17 protein-coding genes are annotated in these 18,545 nt (G+C 40.4%); 7 read left to right on the top strand and 10 right to left on the bottom strand.

Annotated features, from left to right (window positions below; genetic code table 11):
- Window positions 1-24 precede the first annotated feature (24 nt).
- The 6 genes from HMPREF2697_RS07000 to dinB all read right to left on the bottom strand — a co-directional run bounded on the left by HMPREF2697_RS07000 (window position 25) and on the right by dinB (window position 5,690).
- On the bottom strand, window positions 25-249 hold the full coding sequence (locus tag HMPREF2697_RS07000) for a DUF4059 family protein (RefSeq protein ID WP_002884393.1): 225 nt from the start codon (window positions 247-249) through the stop codon (window positions 25-27).
- 211 nt (window positions 250-460) lie between these two features.
- On the bottom strand, window positions 461-1,204 hold the full coding sequence (locus HMPREF2697_RS07005) for an amino acid ABC transporter ATP-binding protein (RefSeq protein ID WP_070850111.1): 744 nt from the start codon (window positions 1,202-1,204) through the stop codon (window positions 461-463).
- Window positions 1,204-1,950, bottom strand: coding sequence for an amino acid ABC transporter permease (locus HMPREF2697_RS07010; RefSeq protein WP_096832659.1), 747 nt, complete (start codon window positions 1,948-1,950; stop codon window positions 1,204-1,206). Before HMPREF2697_RS07010 ends, HMPREF2697_RS07005 begins: the two co-directional genes overlap by 1 nt.
- Window positions 1,951-2,546: 596 nt before the next feature.
- Window positions 2,547-3,377, bottom strand: coding sequence for a transporter substrate-binding domain-containing protein (locus tag HMPREF2697_RS07015; RefSeq protein ID WP_070850115.1), 831 nt, complete (start codon window positions 3,375-3,377; stop codon window positions 2,547-2,549).
- 215 nt (window positions 3,378-3,592) lie between these two features.
- Window positions 3,593-4,480 carry a peptidase gene (locus HMPREF2697_RS07020; RefSeq protein ID WP_070850118.1) on the bottom strand — a complete coding sequence of 296 codons (888 nt, stop codon included), beginning with the start codon at window positions 4,478-4,480 and terminating at the stop codon, window positions 3,593-3,595.
- Between the two features lie 100 nt (window positions 4,481-4,580).
- Window positions 4,581-5,690 (bottom strand): DNA polymerase IV, encoded by a 1,110-nt coding sequence (gene dinB / locus HMPREF2697_RS07025; protein ID WP_014634976.1) that lies wholly within the window; start codon window positions 5,688-5,690, stop codon window positions 4,581-4,583.
- A gap of 267 nt (window positions 5,691-5,957) precedes the next feature.
- Here dinB and pflB point away from each other — a divergent pair, with 267 nt between their 5' ends.
- The 5 genes from pflB (at window position 5,958) to HMPREF2697_RS07045 (ending at window position 11,883) form a co-directional block, all read left to right on the top strand.
- Entirely contained in the window at window positions 5,958-8,270 is a 2,313-nt protein-coding gene (gene pflB / locus HMPREF2697_RS07030) for a formate C-acetyltransferase (protein ID WP_045769046.1), read from the top strand.
- 158 nt (window positions 8,271-8,428) lie between these two features.
- Window positions 8,429-8,566 (top strand): hypothetical protein, encoded by a 138-nt coding sequence (locus tag HMPREF2697_RS10525; RefSeq protein ID WP_004183341.1) that lies wholly within the window; start codon window positions 8,429-8,431, stop codon window positions 8,564-8,566.
- A gap of 14 nt (window positions 8,567-8,580) precedes the next feature.
- Window positions 8,581-10,275 (top strand): oleate hydratase, encoded by a 1,695-nt coding sequence (locus HMPREF2697_RS07035; RefSeq protein WP_014632665.1) that lies wholly within the window; start codon window positions 8,581-8,583, stop codon window positions 10,273-10,275.
- A 287-nt stretch (window positions 10,276-10,562) separates the two neighbouring features.
- Window positions 10,563-11,345, top strand: coding sequence for a carbonic anhydrase (locus HMPREF2697_RS07040; RefSeq protein WP_014632664.1), 783 nt, complete (start codon window positions 10,563-10,565; stop codon window positions 11,343-11,345).
- An 85-nt stretch (window positions 11,346-11,430) separates the two neighbouring features.
- The gene (locus HMPREF2697_RS07045; RefSeq protein WP_049529020.1) at window positions 11,431-11,883 is read left to right on the top strand and encodes a GNAT family N-acetyltransferase; all 453 of its coding nucleotides are present in this window, start codon (window positions 11,431-11,433) and stop codon (window positions 11,881-11,883) included.
- A 16-nt stretch (window positions 11,884-11,899) separates the two neighbouring features.
- On the opposite strand, the gene HMPREF2697_RS07050 is transcribed toward HMPREF2697_RS07045, so the two are convergent.
- From HMPREF2697_RS07050 to HMPREF2697_RS07060, 3 genes are read right to left on the bottom strand one after another with little or no spacing between them, the layout of a single operon-like run.
- Window positions 11,900-12,574, bottom strand: coding sequence for a hypothetical protein (locus HMPREF2697_RS07050; protein WP_070850120.1), 675 nt, complete (start codon window positions 12,572-12,574; stop codon window positions 11,900-11,902).
- Window positions 12,558-13,505: a serine hydrolase domain-containing protein gene (locus HMPREF2697_RS07055; RefSeq protein WP_070850123.1), complete on the bottom strand. Its 948-nt coding sequence runs from the start codon at window positions 13,503-13,505 to the stop codon at window positions 12,558-12,560. The genes HMPREF2697_RS07050 and HMPREF2697_RS07055 overlap by 17 nt, the downstream gene beginning before the upstream one ends.
- Window positions 13,505-14,260: a CppA family protein gene (locus HMPREF2697_RS07060; RefSeq protein WP_070850125.1), complete on the bottom strand. Its 756-nt coding sequence runs from the start codon at window positions 14,258-14,260 to the stop codon at window positions 13,505-13,507. Before HMPREF2697_RS07060 ends, HMPREF2697_RS07055 begins: the two co-directional genes overlap by 1 nt.
- Before the next feature lie 171 nt (window positions 14,261-14,431).
- Between HMPREF2697_RS07060 and HMPREF2697_RS10180 the strand changes: the two genes are divergently transcribed.
- On the top strand, window positions 14,432-15,103 hold the full coding sequence (locus HMPREF2697_RS10180; RefSeq protein ID WP_013991113.1) for a CPBP family intramembrane glutamic endopeptidase: 672 nt from the start codon (window positions 14,432-14,434) through the stop codon (window positions 15,101-15,103).
- 87 nt (window positions 15,104-15,190) lie between these two features.
- Here the strand turns inward: HMPREF2697_RS10180 and gla are convergent, their stop codons facing one another.
- The gene (gla, locus tag HMPREF2697_RS07070; RefSeq protein ID WP_014632658.1) at window positions 15,191-16,057 is read right to left on the bottom strand and encodes an aquaglyceroporin Gla; all 867 of its coding nucleotides are present in this window, start codon (window positions 16,055-16,057) and stop codon (window positions 15,191-15,193) included.
- A 122-nt stretch (window positions 16,058-16,179) separates the two neighbouring features.
- Here gla and HMPREF2697_RS07075 point away from each other — a divergent pair, with 122 nt between their 5' ends.
- Complete coding sequence (locus tag HMPREF2697_RS07075) at window positions 16,180-18,447, top strand: Xaa-Pro dipeptidyl-peptidase (protein WP_070850127.1); 2,268 nt, start codon at window positions 16,180-16,182, stop codon at window positions 18,445-18,447.
- Window positions 18,448-18,545 lie beyond the last annotated feature (98 nt).

The raw sequence follows: 18,545 nt of genomic DNA on the forward strand, positions 1-18,545 counted from the left end.
CCTAATGTGCCAACAAAGCTAGAATTATGCATTCAGCACGATAAGAATCGCCATAAAAGCAAATGCCAAAACGGGAATCGAAACCATCGACATCATAATAGCATCATAGAGGGCACCTTGACGCTCCTTAACAGTTTTGTCTGCACGACGTAAGGCACGCCATCCAAGCCAAATGGCACCAATCACCAAGCACACAAAGAAAGCAATCACAAGGCCTAAGAGGTAAAATTTAAAAATATTTAATAACATAAATCATCCTAAAGTGAGAAATAGAAAAGGCTGAGATAACATTCTCCAACCCCTAAATTCGACTAGTAATAACTGCACGATGCAGTCTCTGATTGGACTATAGTCGCCTTTGAAACATTCAAAAGTTCCTAATCATCCTTGTGGGACTTTGACTATGGACTAAAATGTCGTCCACTCCCACCACCTTTTCTATTGTAACAAAAATCCCATCTTAAAGATATTGTTTTGAATAAGAAGCGAAAAATTCTTTTGTTCGTTCTTCTTTTGGATGGTTAAAGACTTCGTCAGGTGTTCCTTGTTCAAGGATACGACCTTTTTCAAGGAAGAGCACCTTGTCAGCCACTTGATAAACAAAGTTCATGTCGTGACTGACCAAAATCATGGTTTGGCCTGACTTAGCCGCATCAGCGATTGATTTTTCAACCTCACCAACCAACTCAGGATCAAGAGCAGATGTTGGTTCGTCAAGCAAGAGCACATCAGGCTTCATTGCAAGGGCGCGGGCCAAGGCCACACGTTGCTTTTGACCACCCGACAAGTGACGTGGGTAATGATTTTCACGATTAGAAAGCCCAACCTTAGCGAGCTCTTCTTTCGCAATCTTGGTAGCTTCTTCGTCAGAAAGTTTCTTAACAATCTTAAGACCTTCCTTAACATTATCCAAGGCTGTACGACGTTCAAAGAGGTTGAACTGTTGGAAAACCATGGCCAACTTACGACGAAGGGTAAGGATTTGTTCTTTGGTAATTGTTTCGAAATCTACCTTGAAATCATCAATGGTAATGGTACCAGAATCAGGTTGTTCCAAATAGTTTAAGCTGCGAAGGATTGTTGATTTCCCTGCACCAGAGGCACCAACAAGAGCTACAACTTCACCCTTATCAATGTCAATATCAATACCATCGAGAACCTTTTGACCTGAAAATTCCTTGGTCAAATTTTTGATACTAATCATTAGCGGTCACCTCCAATTCCAGATATGTCAGTCACTTCAGGCGCCTTAATGGCCATGTGATTTTCAACTGAACGACCAATGTACTCAATCAAGATTGAGATTACCCAGTATACAAGGGCAACTGAGATATAACGTTCAAAGTAACGGTAGTCGGCACCACCCAAGATTTGAGCCTGTGCATACATTTCGACGATACCAGCACTAAAGGCAAGTGATGTTCCCTTAGTCAAACCAATCAAACTGTTAATCAAACTTGGTGTCGCAATAACTGCCGCATTTGGAATAATGACACGACGGTAAACCTGTGCTGATGTCATCCCAAGAGAACGGGCAGCTTCGATTTCCCCGGCATCAACAGCCTGAATCGCTGCACGAATAGTTTCACTCATGTAGGCTGCTTCGTTAAAGGCAAAGGCTGTAATAGCAAAGATAGCTGGTGGAATCTCATTAATATTCCAATCCAAACCAAATTCACCATTCAAATAACGAAGGAAGAGTGGAATACCATAGTAAGTCAACATGAGTTGTACAAGGATTGGTGTCCCACGCAAGAAGCTCACAAAAACTGCTTGAATCGGATAAAGGATGCGTACTCGATTGATCTTAACGACCGCAAAGACAAGGGCTAAAATCAAACCGAAGAAAGCACCTGCAATGGTCAATCCCAAAGTCAAAGGCAAGCGTTCCACAATCTTAGGAACAGCATCAAAGACTGCCTTCCATGAGAAGAGCTTACCAGCTGGCATCCAAGATGAGATCCACTTGAAGACAATTGTAACCAGTTGCAAAATATAGCCCCAAAGAATTTCTACTAGCCAAGACAAGGGAATGGCTAAAGCAACTGCTACTGCCAAACCAACCAAGCCAATGATAACTTGGAGATACCAAGGTGACCGATTAAATGCTTCTATACTCTTTTTCACAATGTCGCCCTTTCTTTCTAAAAAAGTAGGTTAGCCTAGTGCTAACCATTCAAATATCTTATCATAATTTTATAGTATTCATTTTAGCACGACTCAGAAAGTCTGTGAAATAGTCTTTTCTTATCATAGTGATAAGAAAATCGTATCACTGATAGTAATACCTTGTTAAGACCAAAAAGATTTGAACTCATTACTTATTTTACGAACAAAGTGAGCATAAACCTAAGCTTTCCGGCGTGAGAAAAACACCTGAAACTTTAAAGTTTCAGGTGTTCGGAAGTTTTGAGACCTTAGGCTCAAAACTTAGTCATGGAACTTCGAAGAAGGTCGCTGACGTCCGTCATCACCTCAGGAAAGCCTCAAAAGAAAGCTTTGTGTTTAATCCACAGCTGAGATGGCAGTCTCAACTTTTAACAGTCTTATTTCAAATCACTGACGTAATCGTCACCGAAATATTCCTTGCTGAGTTTGGCAAGGGTTCCATCCTTCTTAAGCTCTTTGATACGCTTATTAACAAAAGTCTTGAGTTCCTTACCTTGCTTATCATTTGAGAATAGAAGATATTCAAGACCATCAGTCTTCATACCGATATCGTCTTTAATCTTGTTTACAGCTAGCTTATAGCCTTGATCTTTAACAATGTACTCAGACGAAATGGCATCGTAAAGGATAAAGTCAATCTTTCCTTCTTGAATGTGTTGGATACGTGTTGAAAGACCAGTTGAGCTAGAAGCATAGTTGATAGTAATTGGTGTCTTGTCCGCATTGGCATGGTTCCAATTTTCAAGCAACTGAGCATAGTTAGAGCCAGGAAGCACCTCTGTTGTCTTACCAGACAAATCATCTAGGCTAGTATACTTGGTACCCTCAGCACTAGTGATGGCATAGTTAGAACGTGAAATCGGATCTGAGAAACCATATTTCTGCGCACGTTCTTCATTGTAGTTGAAGTCATTAGCCGCAATCTGATAACGTCCAGAATCCACCCCTGTCAAGATAGAATCAAAAGGTGTCGTCACAAACTTGACCTTATATTTGTCCGAATCCTTGAAAATAGCCTTGACCAAATCAATATCATAACCCTTGAAGTCGTCACCTTTTTTGAAAGTGAAAGGCGCCGTATCAGAGTCCGTCGCAACCGTAATCGTCTGCTTCTCACCAGATGCCTTATTGTCACTCTTGTTTCCACAAGCAGCCAAAGTCAAAACAGACAAGCCAAGAATTCCTAAACCTGCAAGCCATTTTTTCATATCTATAATCCTCGATACTTTCATTAATAGTTAGTGATAACAGTTTACCATCTTCATCCAAACTCGTCTAATAATAAAATCCTAAGAGGTGATAGAAAGTGGTTATAGGGGGAATGGATACAACGAACAATAAGAAAAGAGTTGCCACTGGTGTGACAACTCTTCTCGCCCAAAAAAGCTTTCCGTACATGTTTAACATCAAATGCAATAAAACTCTACTTATCCTTACTTGATGACTTACTGCTTGAATCGCTACTGTCTTCAGGTTGATAATCTGATAAATTCTTATGGATGCGTTCAGCGTAAACGGCTCTGCTTCCTGATTCATCATGGTCAACCAAGGCTTCGGCAAGCTCTTTATAATCTTCTACAGAAATCGTCCAGTTACCCCCATCATCTTTGGTAAGCTTGAAGGTCTTTTCTAGATTATCAGCACCTGTCAAAGGTGTATAGGCCATTTCTTTATCAATATCCTTAAATTGTGTCAAATCTCCGTTAAAGTTTTCACCATAAAGGAATTTCGTTGTGAGATCTTTGGCTTTACCTTTTTCCACATCGTTGTTATCAGCTTGATTCCATTGTTTCAACTTGTCAATGTCGTTGTCATAGAGACTCATAAGGAGAGTACGAACAGCAGCTGCAGCACCATAGGCACTAACAGAACGTGAAGTAAAGGTAACTGTCGCTTCATTTCCTTTAACTTTAACATCTTTCAGCTTATAGTCCTGAATCTTACCAATCATATTACGACGGACCTTGAGAAACTTAGAAAGCACTTGGGTTGGTGTCTTGGCATCATAACCTTCAATGTATTTAAACGTATACTTTTCTTCCGGTGTATACCCCTTTTCCTCGATAGTATCTGCAACTTGTTTTTCAAAGACTTTCGTTTCAGTCCAGGTTTCGTAATTTCCACCGTATAGTTTTGAAAAACCGTTACTAGATTTTCCAAGCATAGTATCAATTAAAACTGTCGCATCAGCCTTGGCACGTTCTGTCGGAGTTGGTGTCGCTTTTTTCTTCTCAGCTGGCTTATTAGCACAAGCTACGAGAACCAAGCAAGCTACCAGAATCAGTCCTAAATAGGTAAGAACTTTTTTCATTAAGATTATTCCCTCATTTCTTTTAGTTACTCTTTAAGATAGCATAGGTCTGATGATTCTTCAAAGTCACTTTCCAAAAGAAAAAATCAAAACTCTACTATTATAATGACTCCAAATCATCTAGGTCCAATTGCCTGCCTTCTTGATCTTCCAGACCCGTCAGCGTCACACCGAGCAGGCGAACACCGCTGCTATTTTCCTCTAATTGATCAAAAATGGTATGGGCAATCCTTTCGATGGTGTCGAAATCCTGAGTCGATTTGTCCAAGGTCATACGCTTGGTTAAGGTCGAGAAATCCGAATAACGGACCTTGATGACAATAATTCGACCGACTTTTTTATTTTTCTGAGCACTTTCAGCTACCCGCCTAGCATTCTTAGTCAACTCAGCCTTGATGTCATCTTCATTATAAAGAAGTTTGCCGTAGGTTCGCTCACTTCCAATAGATTTACGGACACGATTGGGCCTAACAGGACTATTGGAAATCCCTCTAGCCTTTCGAAAGAGATCAAATCCAAAACGTCCAAAACGATCAATCAGCGTCATCTCAGGAATCTTCAGAAGATCGGCACCGGTGTATATTTCCATGTCATGAAGACGTTCAACTGACTTTTTACCTACCCCATGAAACTTTTCAATAGGGAGCTTTTCCAAAAATTCCTGAGCCTCCTCTGGAAGCACCACCGTCAAACCAGCAGGCTTTTGAAAATCAGAAGCTAGTTTGGCGATAAATTTATTGTAGGAAACGCCTGCTGAACAAGTCAGGTGAAGTTCCTGCCAGATATCATACTGGATAAGTTTAGCTACCTTAACCGCCGATTTGATACCAAGTTTATTTATCGTCACATCAAGATAGGCTTCATCGATAGACATGGGCTCTACCAAGTCGGTATAGCGTTTAAAAATCTCACGAATCTGCATCCCTACCTCTCTGTAATGACTATAATTTCCTGAGATAAAGACAGCATTAGGACAACGTTCATAGGCTTCCTTAGAAGACATGGCTGAATGGACACCATATTTTCTAGCCTCGTAATTACAGGTTGATACCACACCACGTCCCCCAGTTTTTCTAGGATCGTGACCGATAATAACCGGTTTGTCCTTAAGACTGGGGTCATCCCTCATCTCGACCTGAGCAAAAAAGGCGTCCATGTCAATATGGATGATTTTCCTACTGGTATCATTTATTAGAGGAAACTCTAACATGGCTCCCTGCCTCCTTTCTCAGATTTATCTCATTGTAAAGCTTTTCACATAAAACTTTGGGACTACAAAGCATTCTCCCCTTATGATACCAAAATCTATCAAAAAACAGAAATTTATAATACAGATTTGTCGTTTTCGAAACTGTATTATAAAAGAATGTCTCTAAAAACGCAGTTTTAAAGTTGTGTAAGCGGTTACTGTATGATAGAATACTTCTAGAGAATGTAACAGATGATTTTGTTACTAGAATTATAGGAGATCCAAACTATGGCAACGGTTAAAACTAACACAGATGTTTTTGAAAAAGCGTGGGAAGGCTTTAAAGGAACTGACTGGAAAGAAAAAGCTAGCGTTTCACGTTTCGTTCAAGCAAACTACACACCTTATGATGGTGACGAAAGCTTCCTTGCAGGACCAACTGAACGCTCTCTAAAAATTAAAAAAATCGTAGATGAAACTAAAGCAGGCTATGAAGCTGAAGGACGCTTCCCAATGGATACTCGTCCAACTTCAATCGCTGATATTGACGCAGGATACATTTCAAAAGAAGATGAACTTATCTATGGTATCCAAAATGATGAGCTCTTCAAATTGAACTTCATGCCTAAAGGTGGTATCCGTATGGCGGAAACTGCTTTGAAAGAACACGGTTATGAACCAGACCCAGCTGTACACGAAATTTTCACAAAATACGTGACTACAGTTAACGATGGTATCTTCCGTGCTTACACTTCAAACATCCGTCGTGCACGTCACGCTCACACAGTTACTGGTCTTCCAGATGCTTACTCACGTGGACGTATCATCGGGGTTTACGCTCGTCTTGCCCTTTACGGTGCTGACTACTTGATGCAAGAAAAAGTTAACGACTGGAATGCTATCAAAGAAATCGACGAAGAAACTATCCGTCTTCGTGAAGAAGTTAACCTTCAATACCAAGCACTTCAAGACGTTGTTCGCCTTGGTGACCTTTACGGTGTAGATGTTCGTCGTCCAGCCTTCGATACTAAAGAAGCTATCCAATGGACAAACATCGCCTTCATGGCAGTATGTCGTGTAATCAACGGTGCCGCTACTTCACTTGGTCGTGTGCCAATCGTCCTTGACGTATACGCAGAACGTGACCTTGCTCGTGGTACTTACACTGAATCAGAAATCCAAGAATTCGTTGATGATTTCGTTATGAAACTTCGTACAGTTAAGTTTGCTCGTACAAAAGCTTACGACCAATTGTACTCAGGTGACCCAACATTCATCACAACTTCTATGGCTGGTATGGGTGCTGACGGACGTCACCGTGTTACTAAGATGGACTACCGTTTCTTGAACACTCTTGATAACATCGGTAACTCTCCAGAACCAAACTTGACAGTTCTTTGGACTGACAAATTGCCTTACTCATTCCGTCGCTACTGTATGCACATGAGCCACAAACACTCTTCTATCCAATACGAAGGTGTGACTACTATGGCTAAAGACGGATACGGTGAAATGAGCTGTATCTCATGTTGTGTATCACCACTTGACCCAGAAAACGAAGAACAACGTCACAACATCCAATACTTCGGTGCTCGTGTTAACGTGCTTAAAGCCCTTCTTACTGGTTTGAACGGTGGTTACGACGATGTTCATAAAGACTATAAAGTATTTGACATCGAACCAGTTCGTGACGAAGTTCTTGACTTTGACACTGTTAAAGCTAACTTCGAAAAATCTCTTGACTGGTTGACTGACACTTACGTAGATGCCCTTAACATCATCCACTACATGACTGATAAGTACAACTACGAAGCTGTTCAAATGGCCTTCTTGCCAACTAAACAACGTGCTAACATGGGATTCGGTATCTGTGGTTTCGCCAACACTGTTGATACATTGTCAGCAATCAAATACGCTACAGTTAAACCAATCCGTGACGAAGATGGCTACATCTACGACTACGAAACAATCGGTGAATACCCACGTTGGGGTGAAGATGACCCACGTTCAAACGAATTGGCAGAATGGTTGATCGAAGCTTACACTACTCGTCTTCGTAGCCACAAACTCTACAAAGATGCAGAAGCTACAGTTTCACTTCTTACAATCACTTCTAACGTTGCTTACTCTAAACAAACTGGTAACTCTCCAGTTCACAAAGGGGTATACCTCAACGAAGATGGTTCAGTGAACTTGTCTAAATTGGAATTCTTCTCACCAGGTGCTAACCCATCTAACAAAGCTAAAGGTGGATGGTTGCAAAACTTGAACTCACTTGCAAGCCTTGACTTCGGTTATGCAGCTGACGGTATCTCACTTACTACTCAAGTATCACCTCGTGCCCTTGGTAAGACTCACGACGAACAAGTTGACAACCTCGTAACTATCCTTGACGGATACTTCGAAAACGGTGGACAACACGTTAACTTGAACGTTATGGACTTGTCAGATGTTTACGAAAAGATCATGAGCGGTGAAGATGTTATCGTACGTATCTCTGGATACTGTGTAAACACTAAATACCTCACTCCAGAACAAAAAACTGAATTGACACAACGTGTCTTCCACGAAGTTCTTTCAATGGACGACGCTTTGGGATAAATCTAAGCATATAACAAGAAACAAGCATCCTAGTGATGCTTGTTTTTTCTTAGCTTCTCAAACAGTTTCTACCAAACTGTACAAAACCTTACATTAATAGTTGTTAATAATTATGGATAGGACTATAATACAAACTGAATTTGAAAGAAGGTATTATTATGAAAAAAGTGTTTTTCAAAACTAGTCTTGGAATCACACTTAGCGTCCTAGCTAGTGTCTTATTCCTTGCCCACAAATCTGAATTCTTCAAGGACGATAGTGCCTTATATGATGAATTTGATTCTACGTTGGATTAAGGAGGAGAACTATTATGCAAAAGAAAAAAGCAATTATGATCGGTGCTGGTTTATCAAATATGGCTGCTGCTGTTTACCTCATTCAAGAAGGTAAATGGTCAGGAGACCAAATCACTTTCTACGCTCTTGATAATTACGGATCAAACGACGGTTCCCCTACCCAAGATGTTAAAGATGACTATTGGAATAAAAATCATCCGATGGAAAATCAAAAGGGTTATATTGCTCGCGGCGGTCGTATGCTTAACTACCGTACCTACGTTGACTTGATGGATTTGCTTGATCGGGTTCCTTCAATGACAGAACCAGGTCTTACAGCTGCTAAGGATACTCGCCAATTTGATGCCGCACACCCAACCTATGATAAGGCTCGTCTCTTAGCAGGTGGACAAGGTATCGTTGATGGTGGTAAGCTTGGTTTGAATAATAAAAGTCGTAAGCTCCTTACACAGTTAATTATGATGCCTGATTCACAAGAGGAAAAACTAGATAACATCACGATTGCTGACTATTTCAAAGACAATACTGAGTTTTTCGAAAGTAACTTTTGGTTTATGTGGGAAACGACATTCGCTTTTAGGACTCGCAGTTCTGCACAAGAGCTTCGTCGTTACATGCACCAAATGATTTATGAATTCACTCAGATTGAGCATTTAGTTGGTGTTAACCGTACACGCTATAATCAATACGAAAGCATCATGAAGCCTTTGATTAATTACTTGGAAAAAGAGGGCTGTCACATTGTCCTTAATCGTCGTGTTGTTGACTGGAAATTCAAGGACAGCAAGATGCAAGACGAAATTACTGTTACTGGTCTTCACATGGTCAATACTAAAACTGATGAAAATGAGTTCGTACCAGTGGATGACGATACAGCAGTCATCTTTACAAACGGTTCGATTACTGACTCTGCAACACTAGGTGATTTCAACACTCCGGCTGCAGAAAACATGGATTATGGTGCTGCTTCAAGTCTTTGGAAAAAGGCATCAGATCATTTTTATAACCTTGGTAATCCTGATAAATTCTTCGCTGATCGTGATGCCAGTGAATGGGTAAGTTTCACTCTCACTACTAAAAATCATCTCTTCTTGAACGAAATTGCTCGTATTACCACTCAGGAACCAGGCAACGCCCTTAATTCCTTTATTTCTACAGAACCAGTGACACCACTCGGTCAAAAAGATGTAACCATGTCAATCGTTGTCCATCACCAACCTCACTTCACTAGTCAAAAACCAAACGAAACGGTTCTTTGGGGATACTTCCTCTACCCTCGTCGTCACGGGGAAATCATTGATAAACCTTATATCGAAATGACTGGTAAAGAGATGCTTCAGGAACTTATTGGACAACTTTCAAAGGTAGACCCTGGGCCTATCAATATCAGCGAAAAAGAAGAGGAAATCATGGGCAGTGTTATTAACTGTATCCCTGTCTATATGCCATATGCTTCTGCTCTCTTTAACAATCGAGCCAAGTCAGACCGTCCTAAGGTTATTCCAAAACATTCAACCAATCTTGCCTTTACTGGTGAATTTGTCGAACAACCTTATCAAATGATTTTCACAGAAAATAGTGCTGTTCGTTCTGGAGAAATCGCAGCTTTCCATTTTGCTGGTATCCCCATGTCACGTTTGGTTAAAACACCTCGTTATGATAAAGATGTCAAAACCTTGTTAAGAGCTGCAAAGAAAATGTTCGATTAAGAATCATTACACACATTAAAGACAGTAAACATCATGATTTCAAAATGTTTGCTGTTTTTTTATTTTTGCAAAAACCAGCTTTCATTATATTTTTCTAAATCTACTATAATTTACATTTGACTTTTTATCAGATTAGCTATAAAATAAAAGCGTTTCCGTTTGGTATCTCCAAACACTTCCTTCTCAGAAGCACCATAGAGAAACGATACTCAATTACGTCAAATGGATAGTGTCTAATAACACGTAAACTATCATTGTTATAAGATTAAAGAGTATAAGGAGGACAAATGAATAAGAAAAGTTTTAAACTAATTGGATTAGTAGCTCTCGTAGCAAGTACTATCCTACTCGTAGCCTGCCAGTCTGATACCAAAACCGAATCCTCAAAGTCCAAGGACGTTCAATGGGGTTATACTGGTGCTACTGGTCCAGACCATTGGGGTGACCTTTCTAAAGATTATAAACTCAGCAAAAATGGTAAAGAACAATCTCCGATCAATATCACCGGAGCTGAGGACGTTGATCTTCCAGAACTAAACCTTAATAATCAAGAATCAGAGGCTCAAGTTGAAAATAACGGGCATACAATTGAAGTCAGCTTTAAAAATCCAAAGAATACCCTAACGATTGGTGATGATGTCTATAAATTACAGCAGTTCCATTTTCACGCACCTAGTGAGAATGAAATTGATGGTCAGACTTATCCTCTAGAGGGTCACTTCGTCTACAAGACTGATAATGGAAAAATCACAGTTATCTCAGTTCTCTATAATTATGGCGATGAAAATCAAGCCTTAAAACAAATCTGGGATAAGATGCCTCAGGCTGCTAATACTGAAACCGAGTTGTCTCAACCTATCTCACTAGATGATTTCTATCCTGAAGACAAGGACTACTACAACTTCGAAGGTTCCTTGACAACACCACCATGTACTGAGGGTGTTAACTGGATTGTCTTCAAGAATCAAGAAACCGTTAGTAAGGAACAAGTGGAGAAATTCACTCAAACCCTTGGATTTAAAAATAACCGTCCTATCCAAGATACAAACGGTCGACAAATTAAAGAATAAAACAAGATAAAAAGCTTGATGATGACTCCTCTCATCAAGCTTTTTTTCGTTGACAATTAGTTATAGACTTTGTTACACTTGCCCTATGATTATCAAACATACAAGAGATACACTCTCAGAAACTTACCTCGATGCCGTAGCCATCCGAAACACTGTTTTTGTTAAGGGGCAAGGTGTTCCTCGCTCCATTGAGATTGATGCGAATGAAGCCTACTGCATCCACTTTGTTCTATATGATGACAAAGGCAAGGCTGCAGCAACCGTACGCCTACTACCGAATAAAGACTTGACTCAGCTTACCCTCCAACGTATGGCGGTGCTCGATGCCTACCAAGGTCAAGGTCTGGGGAGCATTCTCCTAAAAGAAGCTGAAGATTTTGCACAAGAACAAGGCTTCCAGACTATTTCTCTCCATGCTCAACTCAGTGCACTTAAGTTCTACCTCAATAATGGCTATCAAGAAGTCGGTAACATCTTTGAAGAAGCTGGTATCCAACACATTACTGTAGAAAAATCCTTAATAAGTAAAAAAGCTTAAGCAGTTGACGTACTGCTTAAGCTTCTTCTTTTGTCGCAAATATAGGATAACCATGCTCGACAGCCAGCACTGTCACATTTTCTCTAGCTTTTAATCTCTCTGTGATTTTTTTCCAGTATTTCTGTCCTGTAAAAAGAAGGACAAAAAATCCCATGTAGACCAAAAAACCAAGAAATTGTTTATAATCAGAAGATGCCATTCTTGATTCTAGTTCTAGTAGCTCAAATAGTCCTCTCAATAGGGCTGTAAAGGTAATCATTATAAGACTAAGTCCATTAAAGTATCCTAAACATATAAGCAAATACTCTATTTGAAGCTTCTTGGAACGCTTTTTGTAGAGTAACTTATAGTCTTGACCATACTTTTCAAACACAGGAAAATGAATATCAAACCCTCTTCTCATATGAAGGACTTTTAAATCGGGTTGGGCACGATACCCAAGGCAATGAATCAGTTTGTATAGTAGTTCTCTTATCAAAATATAAAAAGAAATAATAAGGTTAGATAACAAGCTAATAAATACCAAAACTACAAAAGAGCTTACATCTCTATTAGTCGTCAAAAAAATGATCACCACTGTAAAACACATACCACAGAAAAAGAGACTACTCCCGTTAAGCATGCAAAAGAGCAAACTCAGAAACCAAGGGATAAGCTTTCTTTCCTTGGAGTGTCTACTCGACCGTTTCACGAATCAGCTCCTTCTTCATTATCTCAATTAAAACATCTCTGTCCTTAATCCATTGAGCTCTCTCATCCTTGTAGTAAGTACGATTACTGAGGAAAATCGCCGCACGTTGACGAGGGATATTGATAAGCACAAAGGTACCTGTATAACCAGTGTGAAGAATCCACTCGCCTTGGAGGTCCCAAGCGACACTGCGTTCCTTGTTGGATTGGCTGATATTCTGCGTCATATTTTTAGCAAAATCATCCGTCAAATAATGGTTAACAAAAATCTCTAAGTCTTTTAGTGTTGAAAAGAGACCTGCTGAACCTGTATGTTCTTTGAGAACTCGAGCCTTGGGATCATGAACAGTCCCTCCCGTAACCCCCTTAACTGTTGGAACAGCTACCTCAACTGGGCCAAACTGTGTTTCAGACATACCAAACGGTTGAAAAATCTCGGAGTCAAAGAGCTTATCCAGTGTTTGTCCAGAGACTTTTTCAAGCATCAAACCTAGGAGAATAAAATTTATATCTGTATACAAGAAAGGTTTATCAGCCTTAACTTTGATGGCATTAATAGCAGCAATCAAGCCAGCTTGGTCTAAGTCATCACGATTTGGAATAAAAGGATCAATTCCGCTACTGTGAGAAAGAAGCTGACGAAGGGTTAACGTCTTATCCACAACTTCAGGATAATAGGTCGATAGTTTCTCATCCAAGTCCAATTTTCCCGCTTGCAAGTAGAAAAGACAGAGGGTCCCAACTCCGACTACCTTGGAAATACTAGCTAGATCATAGGTAAGTCCTGGAACTACCGGAATAGTTCCATCCTGAGTTCCTAGATAATGCTCCTGCCAATCTTGTCCGTCATAAAGTGCAAGGCTGGCACCTGGAAAGATGTCAGCCTTGATGTAGTCTGTAATTGTTGACAATGTTTGTTGAAAATTAGTCATTACTTTGTAAACCAAACCTCAATATTGCTCATGTCAGTGAGTGCGAGCAAGTTCCCTTTGCTGTCTAGGTAACTAGAGAACTGTTCTTTTTCAAGTTTATCATGCAAGGCAACCAAGTCATAGTCTTCTGCTACCTTAAACTCTAGAATTTCCAAATCCCAAGTCTGGTCTGGACTCACTTGGAGGTCAGGACCTTCTGCTTTTTCAAAGTGGATAGACAAAGGCAATTCTTCGCCAAAAAGATTATCGTAGAAGAAAGCTGCTTGAGCTGTATCAACAACGTTCAAGGTCAAAGACTCAACCGTAAAGTCTGACACTCCTTTGAAATCTTCTTTTTCTTCAACATCTGCGTATTCAACTGTCTTAAGAGTAGACAAGTCATCTTCGGCATGCATCAAAATAAGACCATTCTCAGGTGAGATTGTTTCAAAGGCATACCCCTTTTCCCCTTGGAAAATAGCCTTGGCTTGGTGATCATCACGCGCCAAAAGGTACTCAATCTCAAGTGGATTTGAAACTTTAATGACCACTTTATTAATTTTCTTAGGACCTTCAACAGCGCGACAACGATAAGCTGGTGACTCCTCAATCACAAAAAGTGAGTTACGGTCTGTCCAATCTGTGAAGACCGCAAGGGCATTTTCCTCAGTCAAAAGCTTAAGTCCTAATGTATTTTGGTAAAAATCAATATTTTCTTGTCTGTTATTTACACGAAAAATTGGTGTGTGAAACTTAAAATTCCCTGATTGCGTCATGACAACCTCCATTCTTTTCTATTTTATCCGAAAAGAGCCTGTGTGACAAGGATTTTCCTAAGAAAAAACAGTATTGTAATTTTTTCACTTTCTTTCACACAAATTATGAACTATTACATTATCTTTACTTTGGGGCTAGCATTTTCCTCATTTTAGAGTATAATAGAGTCTATGAAAACTCTTGTCAATAATCTGGCATTTAGACATGCCTATCAGGGATTTTTTTTACTGCTGATGATAGCTATCCCAAACATCACCTTAGGTATGACAACCTTATATAACAATCAGACTGGATTGACCTTCACTAACCTAGAAAGCTGGGGGATTATCACTGTCAACCTCATTATTTTTTATATTAGCTATCTTTGGGCTAAGAGTGAGGGTATGATTCACAACTTTAGCTTAAATCGAAAGGATATCAAAGCCATTATCTGGGGCTTTGCCATTATCTTCTTGATGGGACTCATCGGAAGTAACCTCATGTTACTGACCCACACCAACTACCATGCAGAACTTCAAAAGACGCTCACAACAATTCCTATCCTACCTGTAGCCATTGGTATGATCACGACAGCCGTCCTCCAAGAAATCCTCTTTCGCAAGTGGATTTTCACCTGGTTAGCTCCTTATTCAAAAACGGCTGTGCTAGTCAGCACTGGGCTCTTTTGTCTCTTTCATATGCCAACTAATCTTGCCTACCTCACTCTTTATATCGGAATGGGCTTGGCTCTCTCTATGGTCTACCAAAAAAGAGAAAACTTATCTGCAAGTATCACACTTCATGTTTTATGGAATCTTTACACCTTAGGTGCTACCATTCTAGTAATGACTAATCCAATGTGACTGAGAATATTTTCTCAGTTTTTTATTACTTTCAAAATTTTAAGCATAAAAAAATCTGAAGCACTAACTTCAGATTTTTTGTATTGATTAAAGGTAGAGGAACTTGAACAAAGCTATAGCTAAAACTCCTGCTAAGATTGGAGCTACAACTGGAACCCAAGCATACCACCATTTAGAATCACCTTTGTGTTCACCAAGAACTGTTGTTGGCAAAATGTGGTGGAGAAGACGGGGCATCAAGTCACGGGCTGGGTTAAGAGCTGGACCTGTTGCACCACCAAACGAAATAACCAAGGCTGCAACCAAGAAACCAACACCGATGTGGGCAACCGCAAGTGCACCATTAGCCATTTGACCTGTTACAGCTTCTTTATCATACCCATATTGAACTGCTTGTGAGACTAATTTGTGACCAAAGTAGTTGTTAGTCAAGGCAAGAGCACCAAAGAAGAGAAGGAATGAACCCGCAAACTCATTGGCAAAACCATTAAGCCAAGCACGTTTGTGATTTTCCTCTGAGTCTGAGTTATCATCAACAGCAGAGATTGTAGAGAAGGTACCGAGGATGTTGTTTGGATTCTCAGTTTGAAGATAATAAGGTTGGTGAACCCAAACCACGATAGCTTGTCCTAAGAAAGCACCGAGAAGTTGAGCAATCAAGTAACCTGGAACGGCTACCCATGAGAACAAGCCAGATGCAGCAAGTCCAAGTGTGAAGGCTGGGTTGATGTGGTTACCAGAAACATCACCAAACATAAGTGCTGGCATCATTACCGCAAAACCATAACCAAAACCAATAACAAGCCATCCAGACTTATTACCCTTAGTCCCTTTAAGCTCAACATTGGCAACCGAACCATTACCAAGTGCAACCATCAAAGCTGTCCCAATAAACTCAGTAATGTACTTCATAATCCAATCATGACTGAGCGCTTCTTTTAGAAAATCATTCATTTGTCTCTTTATTTCCTTTCACATTTTACAATAATTTAGACATCTATCATTTTATCAAGTATAATGTCTGATGTAAAGATATTTCTGAAATGTTTACGTATTCTTTTTGAGGTTTTTAAATTATGAAATTTAACCAGTTTAGTTACATCCCTGTTAGTCCTGAAATTGCTTGTCAGGAACTTCGTTCTTTGGGCTTTGAAGTCTCTTTAAACGCTAGTGCCAAAGCCAATTTTGAGACTTTTGTTCGCAAGCACTTCCTTTTCTTTGAAGATACTGATTTGGCTTTGAAAAATTGGATCGCTGATACAGAGACTGACCTCCTAACCTTCTTCCAATCAGACCGTCCTTTGACTGCTGACGTCTTTGGTTTGGTAGCTCTTCAAATGCTAGGATTTGTCCCTAATGTAGACTTTACAGATAGTGTTGCTTTCCTAGAGAAAATGGCTTTTCCAATCACTTTTGATGGTAGCCTTAATAACCTGCATCAATTTCTGGCAACACGCACACAGGCTGGCAATACCTTAATTGATCAGTTAGTAGCTCAGGATTTGATCCCTGTAAGTAATGACTACGTCTTCTTTAATGGTAAGAGCTTGGCAACATTTGACACTAGTCAGCTTCACCGTGAGGTGGTTTATGTCGAAACACCTGTAGATACCGATCAAGATGGACAGTTAGATTTGGTCAAGGTGACTATCTTACGTCCTGATGTGGACTTCCCGGTTCCAGCCATGATGACCGCAAGCCCTTATCAACAAGGGACTAACGAGCCTGCTTCAGATAAGCTTACCCACAAGATGGAAGGTGATTTGCTCGTCAAACCAGCAGGTGAAATCTCCCTTAGCCAACCAGAAATCAAGACACCAGAGGCATACCTTACGCCTATCAATCCTGTCACAAAGGCTCAGGAGCGTTTTGCTCACACAGATACCTATACGCTTAACGATTACATGTTGGCTCGTGGTGTGGCTTCTATCTATGTATCGGGTGTCGGTACTTTCAATTCCGAAGGCTTCATGACCTCTGGAGACTATCAACAAGTTCTGGCCTATAAAGCTGTCATCGACTGGCTCAATGGTCGTGCACGCGCCTTTACTAGCCGTAGTAGACAGCATACCATCACTGCGGATTGGGCTTCTGGTAAAGTGACTACTACCGGACTTTCATATTTGGGTACCATGTCCAACGCCCTTGCTACAACTGGTGTTGACGGTTTGGAAATGGTTATTGCTGAAGCGGGTATTTCTTCTTGGTACGACTACTATCGTGAAAATGGACTCCTCGTCAGTCCTGGAGGCTACCCTGGTGAAGATCTCGACACCTTGACCGAATTTACCTATTCTCGTGCCCTATTAGCTGGAGAATACCTACGCCACCAAAAAGACTACCAAGCCTACCTCAAAGAGCTAAGCACAGCCATTGATCGTAAGCATGGGGACTATAGCCAGTTCTGGCATGACCGTAACTATGTGCAGTTCGCAGATCGTGTTAAAGCTACTGTTGTCTTTACACATGGTAGCCAAGACTGGAATGTCAAACCGATTAACGTCTATCAAATGTTCAATGCTCTTCCTGACACTCTTGAAAAACACCTCTTCTTCCACAATGGTGCCCACGTTTACATGAATGCTTGGCAGTCTATTGACTTCCGAGAAAGCATGAATGCCTTGATTTGTCAGAAACTCCTTGGTTTGGAGAATGGCTACACACTGCCTACTGTTATCTGGCAAAACAACCAGTCTGAACAGACCTGGGAAGTTCTCGATAACTTTGGACACGACAATGGTAAAAACATTCAGCTTGGTGAGGCTGAAGCTAGTATCGCTAACCATTATGAAGAGGAAACCTTCACCAAATATGGTAAAGCTTACCAAAGCTTCAAGGATGACCTCTTTGCAGACAAAGCCAATGCCATTACCTTGGACTTTGAACTGGACCAAGATATCCAGATTAATGGTCGTGTCCACCTAGAGCTCAAGGTTAAGTCTAATACAAACCGTGGTCTCATTTCGGCCCAAGTTCTAGAAATGGGTGACAAGAAGTATCTCGCACCTATTCCCGCACTCAAACGCATGAATTTAGATAATGGCCGTCTCTTCAAGGAAGAAGCCTTACGTGAATTGCCATTCAAGCAGGCAAAATACCGTGTCATTACCAAAGGACACCTTAACCTGCAAAATCGCAAGAACCTCCTTAGCATTGAGAATGTCACTCCAAATGAATGGATGACTATCGGTTTGGACTTGCAACCAACCATCTACAAACTCAACAAGGGTGACAAACTCCGACTCGTTCTCTATACCACAGACTTTGAGCACACTATTCGTGATAATAGCAACTATGAATTGACTGTGGACCTAAGCCAAAGTCAGATGACATTGCCTTATTAGCTTTTTATAACAAAAAAATCCCATAGGATGAGAACTCTCATGGGATTTTTTGATTGTGTGGAAATAAACAAGATTTAGGCTTCAATTTTTACGATTCA

Origin of the sequence: Streptococcus sp. HMSC064D12, assembly GCF_001837205.1 — a bacterium.
Lineage (GTDB): Bacteria > Bacillota > Bacilli > Lactobacillales > Streptococcaceae > Streptococcus > Streptococcus salivarius_D.